Below are 17143 nucleotides of genomic sequence, written 5' to 3' on the forward strand. Positions count from 1 at the left end.
GCGACGCATCAAGAGCGCCAATGGGACTGAAGGAACCCCTCCACCGCTTCGCGGTCCCCCTCTCCGCTAGCGGGGAGGAGACGCAGGTCAGCCCCGAACGACTTTCACACAGCCTGCGGCTTCACGCGCGCGGTCGCGGGCCTGCTCCACATCGGCGCCGCGTGCGGTCGCCACGCCCATGCGGCGGCGCTCGAAGGCTTCGGGCTTTCCGAACAGACGCAGGTCGGCGCTCGGGACTGACAGGGCCTCCGCAACGCCCTCGAAGGCGATCCCTTGCGCGTCCATGCCGCCGTAGATGACGGCGCTGGCGGCGGGCTCGCGTTGGGTCACGTCGACGGGCAGCCCCAGGATGGCGCGGGCGTGCAGCGCGAACTCGCTCATCGTCTGGCTGGCCAGGGTGACCAGACCGGTGTCGTGCGGGCGGGGCGAGACCTCGGAGAACCAGACCTGGTCGCCCTTGACGAACAGTTCGACGCCGAAGACGCCGTAACCGCCCAGGGCCTCTGTGACCTTGGCGGCGATGTCTTGGGAGGCGGCCAGCGCAGCGGGCGTCATGGCCTGCGGCTGCCAGCTCTCGACATAGTCGCCCTTGACCTGGCGGTGGCCGATGGGCGCACAGAAGTCCGTGCGGGTCGTGCCGTCGGCGTCGCGCGAGCGGACGGTCAGCAGCGTGATCTCGAAGTCGAAGTCGATGCGTCCCTCGACGATGACGCGGGCGCCGGCGACCCGGCCGCTGTCCTGCGCGTAGGTCCAGGCGTCGGCGATTTCATCGGCGCTTTCGACGAAGGATTGCCCTTTGCCGGACGAGGACATGACCGGCTTGACGAAGTTGGGATAGCCGACGGCCTCGGCGCCGGCGGCCAGTTCCTCGGCCGAGCCGGCGAAGGCGTAGGGGCTGGTGGGCAGGCCCAGTTCTTCGGCGGCCAGTTTGCGAATACCCTCCCGGTTCATCGTCAGTTGCACGGCGCGGGCGGTCGGGATGACCGTCGCCATGCGGGCGGCCTCGATATCGGCCAGGACCTCGGTGGCGATGGCCTCGATCTCGGGCACGATGAAGTGCGGGGCCTCGGCGAGGATGACGCCGTTCAGCACCTGGGCGTCGGTCATCGGGATGACGTGGCTGCGGTGCGCGACCTGCATGGCCGGGGCGTTGGGATAGCGATCGACGGCGATGACTTCGACGCCGAGCCGCTGAAGCTCGATGGCGACTTCCTTGCCCAGTTCGCCCGAGCCCAGCAGCATGACGCGCACGGCGGTGTCGGAAAGCGGGGTGCCGAGTTTCATGGGCGTCAGGCTCCGGTATCGGGTTCGATCAGGTCCCAGGCGTTGCCATAGAGGTCTTCAAAGACCACCACCTTGCCATAGGTCTCATGTCGCGGGGTTTCGCGGAAGTGGACGCCCGCGGCAAGCCAGGCGGCGTGGTCGCGCATCAGGTCGTCGGTTTCCAGAAACAGCCAGACCCGGCCGCCGGCCTGGTTGCCGACCTGAGCCTTTTGGGCGTCGGTCGTGGCGCGCGCCAGCAGCAGGCTGGTCTCGCCGCCTATGGGGGTGACGCGCACCCAGCGTTTGCCCCCGCCCATGTCGGTATCCTCGCTGAGATCGAAACCCAGCTTTCCGACATAGAAGGCGACGGCCGCGTCATAGTCGTGAACAAGCAGGCTGATCGCGCCGATGCGGCTCATGGCTTCTGCTTTCAAAAAATCTCCCCCGTGAAGCGTCGCGCACGGGGGAGTGATCCGGGTTTTACAGCCGCGCCTTGACCGCCGCGACGATGGCGTCCGAGGTGATGCCGAACTTGTCGTACAGAACCTCGGCCGGGGCCGAGGCGCCGAAGCCGGTCATGCCGATGAAGGCGCCGTCTTCGCCGATGAAGCGTTCCCAGCCTTGCTTGATCGCGGCTTCCACGGCGACGCGGACCGTGCCGCGGCCGATCACAGAGGCCTGGTAGGCGGCGTCCTGCTGTTCGAACAGTTCGAACGATGGGACCGAGACGACGCGGGTCGCCACGCCTTCGGCTTCCAGCGTTTCGGCGGCCTTCAGCGCCAGGGCCAGTTCCGTGCCTGTGCCGAACAGGGTGGCCTTGGCCTCGCCATTGGCGGCCTTGATCTCATAGGCGCCCTTCGCCGACAGGTTTTCGGTCGCGGCGGCGGTGCGGACGGCCGGCGTCTTCTGGCGCGACAGGGCCAGGGCCGACGGCGCGGTCTTGGTCTGCAGGGCGACCTGCCAGCATTCCATGGCCTCGATTGTGTCGGCGGGGCGGAAGACCAGCAGGTTCGGAATGGCGCGCAGGGCCGCCAGATGTTCGACCGGCTGGTGCGTCGGGCCGTCTTCGCCCAGGCCGATCGAATCGTGCGTCAGGACATGGATGGCGCGCACGCCCATCAATGCGCCCAGGCGGATGGCCGGGCGGCTGTAGTCTGAAAACACCATGAAGGTGCCGCCGTAGGGAATGACCCCGCCGTGCAGGGCCAGGCCGTTCATGGCCGCGGCCATGCCGAACTCGCGGATGCCCCAGTTGACGTAGCGACCTTCATAGGTCGGCGCATCCAGGATCGGCGTGCCCTTGACGAAGGTGTTGTTCGAGCCGGTCAGGTCGGCCGAGCCGCCGACCAGTTCGGGAATGGCGGCGAACAGTTCGTCGAGCGCCGCGCCCGACGCCTGGCGCGTCGCCTGGGCGGGCTGGGTCTCGACCAGTTCGGCGATCTTGGCGTTCAGGGCGTCGAAGGCGGCCTCGGGCAGGTCGCCCTTCATGGCGCGGGTGAAGTCGGCGGCCTGGACCGAGGCGGCGAGGCGGGCCTCCCACTTCTTGCGGTCCTTGGCGCCGCGACGGCCGACCTTCTTCCAGGCGTCGGCGATGGTCTGGGGCATTTCGAAGGGATCGTGATCCCAGGCCAGGCCGAGGCGCGTGGCGGCGATCTCGGCGGCGCCCAGGGCCGCGCCGTGGGTCTTGTGGCTGCCTTCCATCGTGGCGGCGCCCTTGCCGATCTTGGTCTTGCAGGCGATCAGGGTCGGCTTGTCCTGACGCATGGCCCACTTCATCGCGCCCTTGATGGCGTTCATGTCGTGACCGTCGATGGCCTTGACCGCCCAGCCCGCGGCCTTGAAGCGGGCCTTCTGGTCGGTTGCATCCGACAGCGAGACCTTGCCGTCGATGGTGATTTCATTGTCGTCCCAAAGGACGTGCAGCTTGTTCAGCTTGTAGCGGCCGGCGAGCGCGATGGCTTCCTGCGACACGCCTTCCATCAGGCAGCCGTCGCCGGCGATGACCCAGGTGCGGTGATCAACCAGATCATCGCCATACTTCGCCGCCAGATGGCGCTCGGCCATGGCAAAACCGACCGACGTGGCCAGGCCTTGGCCCAACGGGCCGGTGGTGACCTCGACGCCCGGCATATGGCCGTATTCCGGGTGGCCGGCGGTCTTGGAGCCCCACTGGCGGAAGTTGGACAGTTCTTCCTTGGTCGCGGCCTTGTAGCCGGTCAGGTGCAGCAGGGCGTAGATCAGCATCGAGCCGTGGCCGGCCGACAGGATGAAGCGGTCGCGGTCGGCCCAGTCGGGGCGCGAGGCGTCGAACTTCAGGAAGCGTGAAAACAGCACCGTGGCGACGTCGGCCATGCCCATCGGCATGCCGGGGTGGCCGGACTTGGCCTTCTCGACGCCGTCCATGGCGAGGACGCGAATGGCGTTCGCCATCTGCTCGGGCGTGGCCTTTGGTGCGGTTTTGGCGTCGGTCACTGTGGAGACCTCTGTTGGGAAGGCGGAAAAAGGGGGGCGCGCCCCTTTACCCCGGCGCGTCCTCGGCTTCTATACGGAATCTAAAGGAGCGACCGATGGCAGACGCCACCACGGCCGCACGGGCGCGTATCGACCGCGCCCTGGCCGATTTGGAACGCAAGATTCTGGAGCTGAAGGCGCGGCCCGCCTCGGCGCCTGCGATCGCGGACGACGACCTGTTCGCACCGCGCGCCACCGACCAGCGCGTGGCCGAACTGGAGGCCGCCGGGCGCGAGGCGTCCGAGGCATTGGGCCGCGCCGCCCAGGCCGTGCGCGAGGCCCTGGCCGAAAGTGAGGCCGGCTGATGGCGACGGTGACGGTCGAGGTCAATGGACGCCCCTATGCGGTGGGCTGCGCCGACGGGCAGGAAGAGCGGGTCCGCATCCTGGCCAAACAGTTCGACAACCAGGTGCGCCAAGTCGCAGGCGACGTAGGCCATGTCGGCGATCTGCGGCTGTTTCTAATGTCCGCGCTGATTCTGGCCGACGAACTGCATGAGGCGCGGCTGAACGCCGGCAAGGCGGTGCCTTCGTCAGCGGCCGCCCCAGCGGCGGCTTCGACGGACGGGGTCGCGGAGGCGTTGAACGCCGTCGCCGCGCGGATCGAAAAGATCGCCCAAAACCTCTAGTCGATTATTCGTCTGCGGATGCTGGCGTCGGGGCCGGCGAAGGCCTATCTTGATCGACGGCGGGTCATGCTGCGGCTCACGTCGAAGACAACATATCCTTCTGACCTTAATTCACTCTACGGGATCTGTCCCTGTCCGGGCTCGAGGGCTTGGGCATACGGAGCCCACCTGGCTACCCAGGTCGAGAGGATTTAAACGTTCTTCACGGTTCGTGCGGCGCCGCCACCCTCTCCCTGTGATGTGCTATCGCTCGCCGCGCGGCGGCTCGCTGCATGAGCACGCGTTCGTAGGGGCGGTTCGATGATCCAGGACAAGCACGAACTTCGATCGGCCGCCCGCGCCTTGCGCAAGCGTCTGGCCCAGGTCGATCCGCTGGCCGCCAGCCGGGCGGCGGACCATGCCGATGCGCTTCCCGCCGCTCAGATCGTCGCGCTCTATCGCGCCATGGGGTCGGAGCTGGACACCGATGCCCTGGCTGGGACGCTAGAGGCGGCGGGCCGCCGCCTGTGCCTGCCGGTCGTGGTCCAGCGCGACGCCCCGATGGAGTTTCGCGCCTGGTCGCCCGGCGAGCCGCTGGAGATAGACGCCGCCGGATGCCCCGCGCCTCTGCCGCTGGCCGAGGTCATAACGCCGGACTTGATCCTGACTCCGCTGCTGGCTTTCGACAATCAGGGCGGGCGTCTGGGGCAGGGCGGCGGCTATTATGACCGGACCTTCGCCGCCCGATCCGACGCCATCCGCATCGGTTTCGCCTATGCCGGCCAAAGGGTCGAACGGCTGGCGTTGGAGCCTCACGACATTCGACTGCATGGCGTTCTGACCGAGACCGGCTATACGGCTTTCGAATGAGACTTTTTGCATGAGACTGGCATTTTTCGGCGACGTCATCGGCAAGTCCGGCCGTGACGGCATCAGCGATCATCTTCCGGGCCTGAAGCGGGACCTGAAGCTCGACTTCGTGGTCGTGAATGCGGAGAACGCCGCGGGCGGCTTCGGCATCACCGAGAACACGGCGCGCGAGCTGTTCATGGCGGGCGCCGACTGCCTGACGCTGGGCAACCACAGCTGGGACCAGCGTGAGGCACTGACCTATATCGTGCGTGAGCCGCGCCTGATCCGGCCGGCCAACTATCCGCGCCTGATGGATGCGCCGGGTGCCGGGGCCAATCTGTTCGAGACCCATTCGGGGCGCACCGTCCTGGTCATGAACGTTCTGGGCCGGGTGCACATGGACCCGATGGACGATCCGTTCGGGGCGGTGGAACGCGAGCTGGCGGCGGCGCCGCTGGGCGCGGTGGCGGACGCCGTGATCGTGGACATGCACGCCGAGGTCACGTCCGAGAAGATGGCCATGGGCCATTTCTGCGACGGGCGCGCCAGCTTGGTCGTCGGCACCCACACCCATGTGCCCACCGCCGACTGCCAGATCCTGCCGGGCGGCACGGCCTATCAGACCGATGCCGGGGGCTGCTGCGATTACGACAGCGTGATCGGCAACGAAAAGGAAGAGCCGCTTCGCCGCTTCACCACCCGGATTTCTGGCGGTCGTTACATGCCGGCGTCCGGGCCAGCGACCGTGTGCGGGGTCTTCGTCGAGACGGACGACCGGACGGGTCTGGCCAAGCGGGTAGAGCCGATCCGCGTCGGCGGGCGGTTGTCTCAGGCGATCCCGGTCGTCTGACGCGCGGGGCGTCGGTCGATCACGGTCTGGCGCACGGCCATCAGCTCGGCCGCGCGGCGCTCGGGCGTATGGATCGCCAGCACATAGGCCTGGGCGGATCGCGCCAGCGCCAATCGTTCGTCGGGCGCCGTGATCAGCCGTTCCATCGCCGCCGCCAATGTCTTCGGGGTCACCGCATCGACATAGAGGGCGTGCGGCCCGCTGGCTTCGCGCAAGCCCCCGCGCCCGGACGAGATCAGGGCTGCGCCTGCCGCGTGGGCCTCGATCGCCGTCAGGCCGAACGGCTCGTCCCAGACAGACGGCGTCAGAGCGATGGCCGCTGTCTGCATCCGACGCCGGACCTGCGCCAACGGCGCGGACTTCAGCACCTCCACCCGGTCGCCGTAGTTTTCCAGCGGCGCGACATGCCGGGCCGCCCAGCGCGCATGATCGTCCCAGTCGTTCAGCATCAGCACGGCGCGCCAGTCGGGGTGGGCGTCCAGCACACCGGGCAGGGCGGCGCACAGAACATCGACGCCCTTTTCCGGCATGGCGCGCCCGGCGAAGGCGATCACCGGCTGTCGATCCTCAGGCGAGGCCAGCCAGGCGCCGGCGTCGATGGGGTTGGGCACCGCGAACGCCCGGTCGTGCAGATCAGGGAAGGTGCGCACGAAGGCGTCCCGCTCCGCCAAGCTGACGAAGACCAGGCCGTCCAGCCGCTCATAACGCGCCCGATACCGCCATCGGTCGATGGAGTGGCGCGGCGGGCGCAAGGCGTTGTGACGATAGAGTAGGTGGGGCGTCTCGGGCAGGGCCTGCTGCACGGCCAGCGCCTGTTTCACCTGCTGATGATGTTCGATCACATCGGGTCGAAAGGCGCGCAGCCGCTCGATCAGGGTGGGCATGCGGATGCGGCCCGCCGGCAGGGCGTCCACGGCCGTCGAAACGCCGTCGTCCGCGCCCTGACAACAGAAGATGCGAGTCTCGCCGCCCTGATCGACGCCCGCCATCGTCCGCACCACCGTCTCCATTGAGTTCGGCTGGGCTTCGGAAAACAGGCATCCCGGAGGGAGCAGGATGGCGGTGCGCAAAGGTCGCCTCCAAGGGAAAGGATAGCGCGACCTATAGACGGTTCGTGGCGGAACGGCGACGGCGCCGCTTGGTCAGCCCTTGCGCCGCGCCCTCAGCCTCAACCGCATCGGCTCGCGGCTGCGCAGGGTGATCTGGTGAACTGGGCGAGGTTCCACCGTCGTCAGAGCCTCGACATCGGCGACGCGAAGGATGGCGGCGAGCGCGATCATCGCCTCCTGCAGGGCGAAGGCGGCGCCGATGCAGACGCGGGGTCCGGCGCTGAAGGGGATGTAGGCGTAGCGATCGATGGCCTTTCGGTTCTCCGGAAGAAAACGTTCGGGCCGGAAGGCGTCGGGGTCGTCCCACAGCAGCTGGTGGCGCTGGAGGATCCACGGCGAGATGATGACGGTGGCGCCGGCCTTGATCGTCTGTCCGCCGATCTCGTCGGCGGCCAGGGCCTTGCGGGCCATGGTCGGGGCGGGCGGAAACAGGCGCATCGTCTCCTCCAGCACGGCGCGGGTCCAGGGCAGGGCCTCGGCCCATTTCGGATCGGAGACGTCGAAGGCGTCGGCCTCGGCCTGGAGCCGGGCAAGATACTCGGGCTGGCGCGACAGCAGATGCAGGGTCCAGCCCAGGGCGCGGGCCGTCGTCTCATGCCCCGCCAGGATGAAGGTCAGGATGTTGGCCGCGACCTCTTCGTCGCTCAGGCCCGGACCGCCGTGTTCGTCGCGGGCCAGCAGAAGCGCGCTGAGCAGGTCGTCGGGCGGCGCGTCGCCGCTCTCGATCTTGGCGCGGCGGGCCTCGACCAGCTTCGTCACGCGCTGCTCGAAGAAGCGGGCCGAGCGGAAGCTGGCCAGGCGGCCCAGGCGCGGGGCCCAGTCCGGTGCGCCCAGCACGTCAAGCGGATCGATGCGCGCGCCGTTGGCCAGAAACTGGTTCAGCGCCTGCTCGAACCCGCGGGCCTCGCCGCCAAGCTCGTCCGAGAACATGGTCGCCGACAGAATGTCGAAGGTCAGGCCCGACATCTCGCTGTCGATGTCCAGCACCCGCCCGCGCGCCGACAGCGACCAGGCAGCCACACGCGCGTGACAGACCTCGGCCATCCTTGCGTTCAGGGTCGCCATCTTGGCGGGGGTGAACAGGGGCGCGAGGATGCGCCGGGCGCGACGCCAGACCTCGCCCTCGGTCAGCAGCAGGCCTTCCGCCAGCATCGGCCCCAGCACACGACGTTGCAGATCGCCTTTCACATAGTTGGCGGCGTTCTCGGTCAGGACATGACGCACCCCCTCGGGATGGCTGACCACCAGGATTTCGCCAAAGGCCGAGGACCCATGCAGTTGCGGCTCGGTGAAATGCCGCTCGGACCACATCTGGATCGGATCGCGCCAGCTGATCCACAGGAAGGGCAGCAGCGACAGCGGCTTGCCCGCGCGCCGGGGCGGTATCGCAGGGCGGAAGGGTGTCGTTCCGTCGGCCATGCGCAACAGTTAGGCGCTGTGTGCAGCCTTCGAAAGACCTTCAGCGCACTATTGCGCGGTCGGCGCCCAGGCCTTCATCTCGGCGATCTCGCGCGTCTGGGTGTCGACGACGCTCTGGGCCATGCGGCGGATTTCGGGGTCGCGGCTGTCGCGCAGGGCGACCTTGGCCATGGCGACGGCGCCTTCGTGGTGGGCGATCATCTTGGCGACATAGGCCTGGTCGATCGTCTGACCCGAGGCAGCGGCCATCTTCCGGTGCATCTCGGCCTCGGAGGCGGCGAAGGCCCGATCTCCAGGGGTGACGCCGGGCGTAGGGCCGCCCATGGCGTGACCGGCATGACCGGCGGCCTGCATCTGTTCGGTCGTGCGCGCCGCCGCGGCCTGATGGGCGGCCGAGGTGTCGCGCAGCGCCTGCTCCACCGGATCGCCGCCGCCGTCGCAGGCGCTCAGCAAGCCTAGCAGCGCGAGCGGCACCAGGACGCGGATCATGCGGCGTCGCCCAGCCAACCCGGCATCCAGCCTTCGTGCCATTCGCGCAGGTGGGCGACGGGGATGCTGAACAGTTCGCCCTTGTCGCCCTTGGAGGCGAAGGCGGCGCCGCCCGCATGGCCGACGACCGAAGCGTGCAGACCCGCCTCGCGCGCCTTGGCGATGAGGGCGTCGGCGTCCGGCACGGCGACCAGGTAACGGGCCTGGTCCTCGGCGAACAGGAAGATGTGGGCGTGGGCCGCGCTGGAGGCGTCCAGGGTCACGCCGACGTCGGAAGCTAGCACCAGATCGGCCGCAGCGCCGATCAGGCCGCCGTCCGACAGGTCGTGAACCACGGTCAGTTCACCGGCCTCGATCCGGTCGCGCACGAAATCGCCGGTCTTCTTTTCCAGCTTCAGATCGACGGGCGGCGGAGCGCCGTCCTCACGGCCCAGGACCTCGCGCAGATAGATGGAGGCGCCCAGTTCACCCTGGGTCTGGCCGATCAGGACCAGCGCGTCACCCTCGGCCATGGTCGAGAATCCGGTCACCACGTCGTAGTTGGGCAGCAGGCCGACGGCGCCCACGGTCGGGGTCGGCGGAATGGCGACGCCGTTGGTCTCGTTATAGAGCGACACGTTTCCGCTCACGACCGGGAACACCAGTTCGCGGCAGGCCTCGGCCATCCCGTCGATGGCGCGCACGATCTGGCCCATGATCTCGGGCCGCTGCGGGTTGCCGAAGTTCAGATTGTCCGTGATGGCGATCGGACGCGAGCCCACGGCCGTCAGGTTGCGCCAGGCCTCGGCCACCGCCTGTTTGCCGCCCTCATAGGGGTCGTTCTGGACGTAGCGGGGGGTGCAGTCCGAGGTGACGGCCAGACCCTTGTCCGTGCCATGCACGCGCACCACGCCGGCGTCGGCGCCGGTCGAGGAGTCCTGCAGCGTGTCGGCCATGACGTGGCGGTCGTACTGTTCCCAGATCCAGCGCTTGGAGGCCATGTCGGGGCAGGCGACGACCTTCATCACCGCATCAGCCCAGTTTTCGGGCGCAGGAATGTCCGAGTGGTTCAGCTTGGGCTGAAGCGCCGGCTGGACCCACGGGCGGTCATACAGGGGCGCGTCGTCGAACAGGGGCGCCAGCGGCACGTCGCAGACGGTCTCGCCGTGATGCTTCAGCACCAGATGGCCGGTGTCGGTGGTCACGCCGATGATAGCGAAGTCCAGGCCCCACTTCTGGAAGATGCGATAGCCGACGTCCTCATAGCCGGGCTTCAGCACCGCCAGCATCCGCTCCTGGCTTTCCGACAGCATCATCTCATAGGCCGTCATGCCGGTTTCGCGCTGGGGCACCTTGTCGAGGTTCAGTTCGATGCCGACGCCGCCCTTGCCCGCCATTTCGACGGAGGAGGAGGTCAGGCCCGCCGCGCCCATGTCCTGAATGGCGGCGACGGCGCCGGACGCCATCAGCTCCAGCGTCGCCTCGATCAGCAGCTTTTCGGCGAAGGGGTCGCCGACCTGAACCGTGGGGCGTTTGGCCTCCGACTCGTCGTCGAACTCGGTCGAGGACATGGTGGCGCCGTGGATGCCGTCGCGGCCGGTCTTGGAGCCGAAATAGACCACGTCATGGCCCGCCTCCGGCGCGGCCGAATAATAGATTTCGTCGGCGCGGGCCAGGCCGACGCACATGGCGTTGACCAGGATATTGCCGTTGTAGCCCTTGTGGAAGTTGGTCTCGCCCGCGACCGTGGGCACGCCGACGCAGTTGCCATAGCCGCCGATGCCGGAGACCACGCCCTTGACCAGTCGCTTGGTCTTCTCGTGCGACGGATCGCCGAAGCGCAGGGCGTTCAGCAGGGCCACCGGGCGGGCGCCCATGGTGAAGACGTCGCGCATGATGCCGCCCACGCCCGTCGCCGCACCTTGGTAGGGTTCGATGTAGGACGGGTGGTTGTGGCTTTCCATCTTGAAGATGCAGGCGTCGCCGTCGTCGATGTCGATCACCCCGGCGTTCTCGCCCGGCCCGCAGATGACGCGCTCGCCGGTCGTGGGGAACTTGCCCAGGTGAATCTTGGACGACTTGTAGGAGCAGTGCTCGGACCACATGACCGAGAAGACGCCCAGCTCGACATGGTTGGGCTCGCGCCCCAGCCGGTCGAGGACGACCTGATATTCATTGGGGGCCAGGCCGTATTCGGCGGCCAATTCAGCCATGGTCTTTTGCGGAGCGCTCATGGGCGGCGCTTCTAGCCGCAGATGGGCCGAATGTCAGCCCGCGCGGCGCAACATCGGGGAACATCGTCCATCGCAGGTGGTTGATCCCGGCGACAGCCAAAGGAGCCGCCATGACCGACACGCCCATCGACCCCGCCGCCACCCCCGAAGATGACGACCTGCCCGAGATCGCCGCCGACGACGCCGGCGCCTCCGCCTTGGCCGAGCGGGCTCAGAAACAGGCCGATGACGCCGAGGAGGACGAGGCGTGAGCAAACCGCACACCGACCGCATCGTCCCGGCCTCGGGCCAGCAGATGGATCGTTCAAATGATCCTGAAACCACTGCGGAGATGGACGCCGCAGCGCCTGAAGCCGCGCTGGCCAGCCGTCGTCAGCGGCTGACCGGTTCGGCCGTCGGGGTCGGCAGCGTCGGCTTCGACGAAACCGGCGCCTTCGACGTGGGCGCCGACGACCATGCGCCTCAGGACGACGCGGTCACCGACAAACCCTGAGGCTTAGCGAGCGCGTTCGACGCCCGGTCGCAGGCGGAAGGTCAGCAGCAGGCCGCCGATCAGCAGGACGATCGCGCCGGCCAGGGCCGTGAAGGCGACGGTCGGCTTGTCCGCCTGTTCGGCGACGAACGCGCCCAGAAGACCCCAGGCCGTCGGCAGCGGATAGGCGAGGGTGCGCAGCACCGCCGTCACCGCTAGGGCGACGACCGTGACGGCGACGATGGCGACGATGGCCCACAGGTCAGGCGTCAGGGCGGCGGGAAGAGCGTTGAACGCGGTCGCCGTCGTGATCAGGTTCAGCGGCGCAGCCACCGTCAGCCAGCCCGCCAAGGCCGCCAGCGGCCAGACCAGCAGGATGCGCTCGCGATCGAACATCCGCAGCGCGCGGATGTGGCCGGATACGGCCAGCATCGGCAGCAACAGCGCGATAAGCGAGGCGAAAATCACGCCCACGCTGGCGGCCTTCAGGTTCAGGGCCGCCACGATGATCCAGAATCCGATGCCGAAGAAGGCGACGGCGGACGGCAGACCCATTCGGCCCAGCAGCGGGCTTTCGCCCGTCTGCGGCAGGGCCTGACGGATGGCATAGGCCAGAATGCCGATATAGATCAGGCCCCAGATCGAGAAGGCGTAGCCCGCAACGCGCAGGGTGCTGTTGCCGTCTGCGGCGAACTCGGCCTGGTTCAGGCCCAGGCCCGCCAGGTTCTGCACCAGGGGCACGACGATGGCGAACAGGGCGGCGGCCAGAACGACCAGACGACGGGTGCGTTGGCGGGGCGTGGGACGGATTATGGAGGACATTCGATTTCCAGTGCGACGCGTGTTCCCGCCTTTACGCCTCGCCACGCCAGAAGGTTCACCGCGAGCGGCAGAAAAGTGAAGCTTGCATTGGCCGCCGGCGGCTTCATCCTGCCCGGTATGAAGCTGAAAGCCTCCCTGCCGGCTCTGTTGATCGCGATCGTCGTGGTCGCGGGCCAGGCGTCCGCCCAGACACGCGGAGCGCCTCTGCCGACCTCAATCCAGACTGCCTGGTCACGCGTTCGCGCGGCCCTGACGCCCCAGCAGCAGGCCAATGAGGTGCGGGGTTTCCTTTCGGCGCTCGCCAACGAAAACCGACGGCCGACAACGCCGGCGCTGGATGCGCGCGATATCGCCTCAGGCCGCGCCGTGTCGCTGGACGACCCCGTCCTGCTGCAGCGACCTCAGGCGCATGAGGTCACGGTGACGGTGGACGGTCGGTTCCTGATCTTCCGCCCGCTGTCGCGCTCCAGTCTGGAGCCGTTTTTCGGCCGTTAGGAACAATCGGCCCGATCGCGTGGTTGTCAGAAGCAATCCACACGCAGGAGCTCATCATGGCCGATACCGAAAACACCCAGCCCTCGCTCGAAGACGAAGTCGCCGCCAACCGCGCCATCGAACAGGGCCTTGGCGTCGGCGCCCGCGAACTGGCCGCCCAGCGCGAACCGGGCGGCGTGGTTACGCCGGACGAGGACGAAGGTTCTGAAGACGGCGTATCGACCGAAGCTGACGAACTGGACGAAAGCCTGGCCGTTCAGGGCGTCGACGACGCCGACTGATCAAGCGGCGGCGTAGATGCTCTGGAACAGGGTCGCGCCGTCGGCGGAGCCCAGTTCGGCTTCGAAGGCACGGTCCGGGTGGGGCATCATGCCGAGGACATTGCCGCGCGCGTTCTGGATGCCGGCGATATCGTTGACCGAGCCGTTGGGGTTGTCGACGTAGCGGAAGACGACCTGACCCTCGCCCTCGATCCGGGCCAGGGTTTCGGCGTCGGCGAAGAAGTTTCCGTCGCCGTTGCCCTGGGTCATCGTCACTTCGCGCTGGCCCTGATAGCCGGCGGTGAAGCGGGTCTGGCCGTTGGCGACGGTCAGGGCGATGGGCTTGCAGACGTATTTCAGACCCTTGTTGCGCAGCAGGGCGCCGGGCAGCATTCCGGCCTCGCACAGGATCTGGAAGCCGTTGCAGATGCCGACCACGGCGACGCCGTCGTCCGCAGCCTTCTTGACCGCCTGCATCACCGGCGACTGGGCCGCCATGGCGCCGCAACGCAGATAGTCGCCGTAAGAGAAGCCGCCGGGGATGACGATCAGGTCCAGGCCTTGAGGCAGTTCGGTCTCGGCGTGCCACACCATCGAGACCGGCTCGCCGGTGGAGCGTTCGACGGCGACCTTGCAGTCGCGATCACAGTTGGAACCGGGGAAGACGATGACGGCTGCGCTCATGGCGCGGGCCTTTAGCAGGCTTCTTTCGCCTTGTCAGGCCGTCGTGCGCGCCTGACCGGTCAGCCAGGCGATCACGAAGATGACGAAGCCGCCCAGCGACAGGCCCATGCCGACCCAGCCGGTCGAGGCCCAGCCATAGCCGGCCGCAATCGCCATCCCGCCCAAGAGCGGGCCGATGGCGTTGGCCGTGTTGAACGCCGAATGGTTGAGCGCCGCCGCCAGGGTCTGGGCGTCGCCGGCGACATCCATCAGCCGCGTCTGCAGGATCGAACCCAGGCCGCCTCCGCCGCCGATCAGGAAGACCACGACCATCACGGCCCACAGGTGAGACGCCGCCAGCGGATAGAGGGCCAACGCCGCCGCGCTCCACAGCAACAGGCCGCCCGCCGCCTTGAACCCCAGATGATCCGCCGCCCAGGCCCCCAGGATATTGCCCAGGAACATGCCGACGCCGAACACGGCGAAGACCCAAGGCAGCACGCCGGGGCTGGCGCCCGTCACCGCCTCAAGCGTCGAGGCCAGATAGGCGTAGACTGCGAACATGCCGCCAAAGCCGATGGCGCCGACGCCTAGCGTCAGCCAGACCTGGCTGCGCTTCAGGGCGCCCAGCTCGCGCCAGGGACTGGCGTCGGGGTGGGCCGGATCGCGCGGTGCGAACAGAGCGACCAGGGCCATGGTGAGAACCGCCAGCACGCCGACGATGGCGAAGGTCCAGCGCCAGCCGTGGGCATGGCTGATGATGTTGACGACAGGCACGCCCAGAACGGTCCCGACCGTCAGCCCCATCAGGATGGTCGAAACCGCGCGCGTGCGAAAATGCAGCGGCACGATCGAGGCCGCGACCAGGGCCGCCACGCCGAAATAGGCCCCATGCGGCAGGCCGCTGAGGAAGCGGAAGACCAGCATCCAGTGATAGGTCGGGGCCAGGGCGCTGGCCACATTGCCGATGGCGAACAGGGCCATGAAGGAGATCAGCAGCAGCCAGCGTGGGTAGCGCGCGCCCAGGACCGCGAGGATCGGCGCGCCGACCACGACGCCGGCGGCGTAGGCGCTGATGACGTGGCCGGCGGTCGGCGCATCGACGCCGAGCCCGGCGGCGAAGTCCGGCAGGATGCTCATGGCCGCGAACTCGGTCACGCCGATGGCGAACCCGCCCATGGCCAGGGCGATCAGCACGAGGGCGACCGCCCCGCGCGAGCGGGCGGGAAGGGGAGTGTCGAGGGCGGCGTCGGTCATGTTGCGCTGCAAACTAATCAGCGTTCATGACGCCACAAGGGCGACGCCGCCCGGCGCCGATCACGCTTTGTTTTCGTAGGTCGCCGTGATCGACGCCTTGGCCAGGGTGTGGAAATGCAGGTTGAAGCCGAACACGGCGCCGGAGTTGTCGGCCGTGACGTCCAGGCTCTCAACATCCACGGCGAAGACGGTGAAGATGTAGCGGTGCGGACCATGGCCGGGTGGCGGGGCGGCGCCGCCAAAACCGGGCTGACCGTAGTCGGTGCGGCCCTGGATGGCGCTGTGGGGCAGATGTCCGCCGGGCGAGCCGGCGCCGGCCGGCAGTTCAGTCACATCCGCGGGAATATTGGCCACTGTCCAATGCCAGAAGCCCGAGCCGGTCGGCGCATCGGGATCATAGCAGGTGATCGCATAACTCTTGGTCCCCTCCGGCGCGCCGGACCAGGAGAGCTGCGGCGAGATGTTGCCCTTGGCGTGAACCTGGGCGTCCGGCAGCACGCCGCCGTCGTGGATATCGGTGGAGGTAAGGGTGAAGGTCATGGGCGCTCCGTCAATCAAGCCGTCTGCTAAACTGGCGTCGATGCCGAAGGATGCAACCGTCTCCTTCCCGCGACATGGGAGAGGAGACGGCAGACTTTACGCCGTCTCGATGCGGAAGCTTTCGATCACCGTATTGGCGAGCAACTGCTCGCACATCTTCTTGGCTTCGCTTTGCGGGTCTTCGGCGCCGGCGAGGTCGAATTCGATCAGCTTGCCGACGCGGGCGTTGGAGACGCCCGACCAACCCAGACCCTGCAGGGCGCCTTCGACGGCCTTGCCCTGAACGTCCAGCACGCCGGGCTTGAGGAAGACGTGAACTTTCACCTTAGCCATCAGTGAAGTCCTCCCTGGATCACCGTCGGCATGCCCTTCATGATGCCCAGGCGACGCGCGACTTCGGTATAGCTTTCAATGACATTGCCCAGGTCGCGGCGGAAACGGTCCTTGTCCAGCTTCTCGCCGGTCGAGGCGTCCCACAGGCGGCAGCTGTCGGGGCTGATCTCGTCGGCCAGCAGGACGCGGCTGAAGTCGTTTTCCCACACACGGCCGAACTCGATCTTGAAGTCCACCAAAGTGATGCCGACGGCGCTGAACAGGCCCGACAGATAGTCGTTCACCCGCACCGTCATCGCCAGCATGTCGTCCAGCTCCTGGGTCGAGGCCCAGTTGAAGGCGGTGATGTGCTCTTCGGTGACCATCGGGTCGTTGAGCTCGTCCTTCTTGTAGTAGAATTCGATGATCGAGCGGGGCAGCGGCGTGCCTTCCTCGATGCCCAGGCGCTGGCTCATCGAGCCGGCGACGATGTTGCGGCACACGACTTCCAGCGGAATGATCTCGACTTCGCGGATCAGCTGTTCGCGCAGGTTCAGACGCTTGATGAAGTGGTTGGTCACGCCGATGCCGTTCAGGCGCGACATGATGAACTCGCTGATCTGGTTGTTCACCACGCCCTTGCCTTCGAGGACGGCCTTCTTCTGCGCATTGAAGGCGGTGGCGTCGTCCTTGAAATACTGGATCAGGGTGCCGGGCTCGGGTCCTTCGTACAGGATCTTGGCCTTGCCTTCGTAGATCTTCTTGCGCTTGCTGTTCATGGTCCGGTCCCGGCTTACGGGCGCCCTCCAGAAACAAAAATCGCGCGGCCATAAGTGGAGGGGGAAGACCCGGTCCTGGCGGCGCGTTTCGGAATCGTTCGGGCAGTCAATCTCGTTCGGGGTCTCCTTAGCCGAAGGCGGCCCTCGATACAAATGAGGATGGCCGGCGGCGCAATGATTGGGGACAGGATGTCCATGCGACGGAAGTCAGGTTGCGTTCGCGGGCGGTC

21 protein-coding genes and 1 other RNA gene are annotated in these 17143 nt (G+C 67.5%); 9 read left to right on the forward strand and 13 right to left on the reverse strand.

Going from position 1 to position 17143, the window contains the following annotated elements:
* Positions 1–87 precede the first annotated feature (87 nt).
* The 3 genes from purT to tkt all read right to left on the reverse strand — a co-directional run bounded on the left by purT (position 88) and on the right by tkt (position 3735).
* The gene (purT, locus tag Q9R14_RS00850) at positions 88–1284 is read right to left on the reverse strand and encodes a formate-dependent phosphoribosylglycinamide formyltransferase (RefSeq protein WP_306003135.1); all 1197 of its coding nucleotides are present in this window, start codon (positions 1282–1284) and stop codon (positions 88–90) included.
* A gap of 5 nt (positions 1285–1289) precedes the next feature.
* Entirely contained in the window at positions 1290–1682 is a 393-nt protein-coding gene (locus Q9R14_RS00855) for a VOC family protein (protein WP_306003136.1), read from the reverse strand.
* 61 nt (positions 1683–1743) lie between these two features.
* Entirely contained in the window at positions 1744–3735 is a 1992-nt protein-coding gene (tkt, locus tag Q9R14_RS00860) for a transketolase (protein ID WP_371929740.1), read from the reverse strand.
* A gap of 95 nt (positions 3736–3830) precedes the next feature.
* Here tkt and Q9R14_RS00865 point away from each other — a divergent pair, with 95 nt between their 5' ends.
* From Q9R14_RS00865 to Q9R14_RS00885, 5 genes are all read left to right on the forward strand, one after another.
* Positions 3831–4079, forward strand: coding sequence for a hypothetical protein (locus Q9R14_RS00865; RefSeq protein WP_306003137.1), 249 nt, complete (start codon positions 3831–3833; stop codon positions 4077–4079).
* Entirely contained in the window at positions 4079–4402 is a 324-nt protein-coding gene (locus tag Q9R14_RS00870) for a cell division protein ZapA (RefSeq protein ID WP_306003138.1), read from the forward strand. Before Q9R14_RS00865 ends, Q9R14_RS00870 begins: the two co-directional genes overlap by 1 nt.
* Positions 4403–4465: 63 nt before the next feature.
* A non-coding RNA gene (ssrS, locus tag Q9R14_RS00875) (6S RNA) lies at positions 4466–4626 on the forward strand.
* A gap of 76 nt (positions 4627–4702) precedes the next feature.
* A complete protein-coding gene (locus Q9R14_RS00880; protein ID WP_306003139.1) occupies positions 4703–5251 on the forward strand; it encodes a 5-formyltetrahydrofolate cyclo-ligase in 549 nt (182 codons plus the stop codon).
* Between the two features lie 10 nt (positions 5252–5261).
* Positions 5262–6083, forward strand: coding sequence for a TIGR00282 family metallophosphoesterase (locus tag Q9R14_RS00885; protein WP_055752952.1), 822 nt, complete (start codon positions 5262–5264; stop codon positions 6081–6083).
* On the opposite strand, the gene Q9R14_RS00890 is transcribed toward Q9R14_RS00885, so the two are convergent.
* From Q9R14_RS00890 to purL, 4 genes are all read right to left on the reverse strand, one after another.
* A complete protein-coding gene (locus tag Q9R14_RS00890) occupies positions 6062–7153 on the reverse strand; it encodes a glycosyltransferase family 4 protein (RefSeq protein ID WP_306003140.1) in 1092 nt (363 codons plus the stop codon). The genes Q9R14_RS00885 and Q9R14_RS00890 overlap by 22 nt on opposite strands.
* 72 nt (positions 7154–7225) lie before the next feature.
* Positions 7226–8611: a cytochrome P450 gene (locus Q9R14_RS00895; protein WP_306003141.1), complete on the reverse strand. Its 1386-nt coding sequence runs from the start codon at positions 8609–8611 to the stop codon at positions 7226–7228.
* A 48-nt stretch (positions 8612–8659) separates the two neighbouring features.
* Positions 8660–9100 carry a DUF305 domain-containing protein gene (locus Q9R14_RS00900; RefSeq protein WP_306003142.1) on the reverse strand — a complete coding sequence of 147 codons (441 nt, stop codon included), beginning with the start codon at positions 9098–9100 and terminating at the stop codon, positions 8660–8662.
* Positions 9097–11313: a phosphoribosylformylglycinamidine synthase subunit PurL gene (purL, locus tag Q9R14_RS00905; protein ID WP_306003143.1), complete on the reverse strand. Its 2217-nt coding sequence runs from the start codon at positions 11311–11313 to the stop codon at positions 9097–9099. Before purL ends, Q9R14_RS00900 begins: the two co-directional genes overlap by 4 nt.
* Before the next feature lie 110 nt (positions 11314–11423).
* On the opposite strand from purL, the gene Q9R14_RS00910 reads away from it, so the two are divergent.
* Together Q9R14_RS00910 and Q9R14_RS00915 are read left to right on the forward strand one after the other, a co-directional pair.
* Complete coding sequence (locus tag Q9R14_RS00910; protein ID WP_153922446.1) at positions 11424–11564, forward strand: hypothetical protein; 141 nt, start codon at positions 11424–11426, stop codon at positions 11562–11564.
* Entirely contained in the window at positions 11561–11806 is a 246-nt protein-coding gene (locus Q9R14_RS00915) for a Tat pathway signal protein (protein WP_184279288.1), read from the forward strand. Before Q9R14_RS00910 ends, Q9R14_RS00915 begins: the two co-directional genes overlap by 4 nt.
* Positions 11807–11809: 3 nt before the next feature.
* On the opposite strand, the gene Q9R14_RS00920 is transcribed toward Q9R14_RS00915, so the two are convergent.
* A complete protein-coding gene (locus Q9R14_RS00920) occupies positions 11810–12607 on the reverse strand; it encodes a hypothetical protein (RefSeq protein WP_306003144.1) in 798 nt (265 codons plus the stop codon).
* Between the two features lie 75 nt (positions 12608–12682).
* Here Q9R14_RS00920 and Q9R14_RS00925 point away from each other — a divergent pair, with 75 nt between their 5' ends.
* The gene (locus Q9R14_RS00925; RefSeq protein WP_306003145.1) at positions 12683–13102 is read left to right on the forward strand and encodes a hypothetical protein; all 420 of its coding nucleotides are present in this window, start codon (positions 12683–12685) and stop codon (positions 13100–13102) included.
* Between the two features lie 56 nt (positions 13103–13158).
* Positions 13159–13383 carry a hypothetical protein gene (locus Q9R14_RS00930; RefSeq protein WP_306003146.1) on the forward strand — a complete coding sequence of 75 codons (225 nt, stop codon included), beginning with the start codon at positions 13159–13161 and terminating at the stop codon, positions 13381–13383.
* Here the strand turns inward: Q9R14_RS00930 and purQ are convergent, their stop codons facing one another.
* From purQ to purC, 5 genes are all read right to left on the reverse strand, one after another.
* Positions 13384–14046 carry a phosphoribosylformylglycinamidine synthase subunit PurQ gene (gene purQ, locus Q9R14_RS00935; RefSeq protein ID WP_017504766.1) on the reverse strand — a complete coding sequence of 221 codons (663 nt, stop codon included), beginning with the start codon at positions 14044–14046 and terminating at the stop codon, positions 13384–13386. It lies immediately after the preceding gene.
* A gap of 33 nt (positions 14047–14079) precedes the next feature.
* Positions 14080–15282: an MFS transporter gene (locus Q9R14_RS00940; protein WP_306003147.1), complete on the reverse strand. Its 1203-nt coding sequence runs from the start codon at positions 15280–15282 to the stop codon at positions 14080–14082.
* Positions 15283–15342: 60 nt separating this feature from the next.
* Entirely contained in the window at positions 15343–15822 is a 480-nt protein-coding gene (locus tag Q9R14_RS00945) for a YbhB/YbcL family Raf kinase inhibitor-like protein (protein ID WP_306003148.1), read from the reverse strand.
* Positions 15823–15918: 96 nt separating this feature from the next.
* Complete coding sequence (gene purS, locus Q9R14_RS00950; RefSeq protein ID WP_306003149.1) at positions 15919–16155, reverse strand: phosphoribosylformylglycinamidine synthase subunit PurS; 237 nt, start codon at positions 16153–16155, stop codon at positions 15919–15921.
* The gene (gene purC / locus Q9R14_RS00955) at positions 16155–16913 is read right to left on the reverse strand and encodes a phosphoribosylaminoimidazolesuccinocarboxamide synthase (RefSeq protein WP_039244425.1); all 759 of its coding nucleotides are present in this window, start codon (positions 16911–16913) and stop codon (positions 16155–16157) included. The genes purS and purC overlap by 1 nt, the downstream gene beginning before the upstream one ends.
* Between the last annotated feature and the right edge of the window lie 230 nt (positions 16914–17143).

Source organism: Brevundimonas sp. C43 (assembly GCF_030732185.1).
Classification (GTDB): Bacteria; Pseudomonadota; Alphaproteobacteria; order Caulobacterales; family Caulobacteraceae; genus Brevundimonas; species Brevundimonas diminuta_C.

Excerpts from the sequence above, each read along its gene's own strand:
- Q9R14_RS00895 (WP_306003141.1), bottom strand. The coding sequence starts at position 8,611 with ATGGCCGACGGAACGACACCCTTCCGCCCTGCGATACCGCCCCGGCGC.
- Q9R14_RS00900 (WP_306003142.1), bottom strand. The coding sequence starts at position 9,100 with ATGATCCGCGTCCTGGTGCCGCTCGCGCTGCTAGGCTTGCTGAGCGCC.
- Q9R14_RS00910 (WP_153922446.1), top strand. The coding sequence starts at position 11,424 with ATGACCGACACGCCCATCGACCCCGCCGCCACCCCCGAAGATGACGAC.
- purQ (WP_017504766.1), bottom strand. The coding sequence starts at position 14,046 with ATGAGCGCAGCCGTCATCGTCTTCCCCGGTTCCAACTGTGATCGCGAC.
- Q9R14_RS00870 (WP_306003138.1), top strand. The coding sequence starts at position 4,079 with ATGGCGACGGTGACGGTCGAGGTCAATGGACGCCCCTATGCGGTGGGC.
- purS (WP_306003149.1), bottom strand. The coding sequence starts at position 16,155 with ATGGCTAAGGTGAAAGTTCACGTCTTCCTCAAGCCCGGCGTGCTGGAC.
- Q9R14_RS00940 (WP_306003147.1), bottom strand. The coding sequence starts at position 15,282 with ATGACCGACGCCGCCCTCGACACTCCCCTTCCCGCCCGCTCGCGCGGG.
- Q9R14_RS00930 (WP_306003146.1), top strand. The coding sequence starts at position 13,159 with ATGGCCGATACCGAAAACACCCAGCCCTCGCTCGAAGACGAAGTCGCC.
- purT (WP_306003135.1), bottom strand. The coding sequence starts at position 1,284 with ATGAAACTCGGCACCCCGCTTTCCGACACCGCCGTGCGCGTCATGCTG.
- Q9R14_RS00880 (WP_306003139.1), top strand. The coding sequence starts at position 4,703 with ATGATCCAGGACAAGCACGAACTTCGATCGGCCGCCCGCGCCTTGCGC.
- Q9R14_RS00885 (WP_055752952.1), top strand. The coding sequence starts at position 5,262 with ATGAGACTGGCATTTTTCGGCGACGTCATCGGCAAGTCCGGCCGTGAC.
- Q9R14_RS00855 (WP_306003136.1), bottom strand. The coding sequence starts at position 1,682 with ATGAGCCGCATCGGCGCGATCAGCCTGCTTGTTCACGACTATGACGCG.
- Q9R14_RS00865 (WP_306003137.1), top strand. The coding sequence starts at position 3,831 with ATGGCAGACGCCACCACGGCCGCACGGGCGCGTATCGACCGCGCCCTG.
- Q9R14_RS00945 (WP_306003148.1), bottom strand. The coding sequence starts at position 15,822 with ATGACCTTCACCCTTACCTCCACCGATATCCACGACGGCGGCGTGCTG.
- purL (WP_306003143.1), bottom strand. The coding sequence starts at position 11,313 with ATGAGCGCTCCGCAAAAGACCATGGCTGAATTGGCCGCCGAATACGGC.
- Q9R14_RS00920 (WP_306003144.1), bottom strand. The coding sequence starts at position 12,607 with ATGTCCTCCATAATCCGTCCCACGCCCCGCCAACGCACCCGTCGTCTG.
- purC (WP_039244425.1), bottom strand. The coding sequence starts at position 16,913 with ATGAACAGCAAGCGCAAGAAGATCTACGAAGGCAAGGCCAAGATCCTG.